1 protein-coding gene is annotated in these 644 nt (G+C 58.9%); it reads left to right on the top strand.

Going from position 1 to position 644, the window contains the following annotated elements:
* Positions 1-206: 206 nt before the first annotated feature.
* The gene (locus SO140_RS46340; RefSeq protein WP_498544255.1) at positions 207-641 is read left to right on the top strand and encodes a DcrB-related protein; all 435 of its coding nucleotides are present in this window, start codon (positions 207-209) and stop codon (positions 639-641) included.
* Positions 642-644: the final 3 nt, after the last annotated feature.

The following is a 644-nucleotide window of genomic DNA, read 5'->3' on the forward strand; positions in this document are numbered from 1 at the left end:
GTCAAAACCCGTAACCGGTTCCGCGCCATGCTGACGATGCTGCTCACCCACCACTATCAGATTGTTCAACTGGAAAAGAAAGGCGAAGTGGCTGATTATCGGCTATTACTGGAAAAAAACTTGTGACAACATCTGCCTTGCATTTCAACCTGGAATAGGTTGCGATACGACAGTGAATCCCTACCGGAAAGGAAGAAGGAAGCCCGATGCGTAAAGTAGCGAAATTGATGGGTATCAGCCTGCTGGCGCTTGGCCTCGCGGCCTGCGACGGCAACACCAAAGACACCAAGGCAGCGCCAGACGGCGCGGCTGCCAGCGCGCCGGCCGGGCAGCAGGTAAGCCTGCTGGACGGTAAACTGGCGTTCACCCTGCCGGTCGGCATGGCGGATCAGAGCGGCAAGCTGGGCAACCAGGCCAACAACATGCATGTTTACGCAGACAGCACCGGCCAGCGCGCGGTGATCGTCATCTTGGGCGACAAGACCGCCGACAGCCTGGAGACTCTGGCCAAACGCCTGGAGAATACCCAGCGCGCGCGTGACGCCAACCTGCAGGTGATCACCAACAAGGCGCTCGACGTCAACGGCGTGCCACTGCGTCAGTTGGACAGTATCATCACCGGCGGCGGCGAAAAAGCCTAGTCC

The sequence above is a fragment of the Bradyrhizobium sp. UFLA05-108 genome (assembly GCF_059803455.1).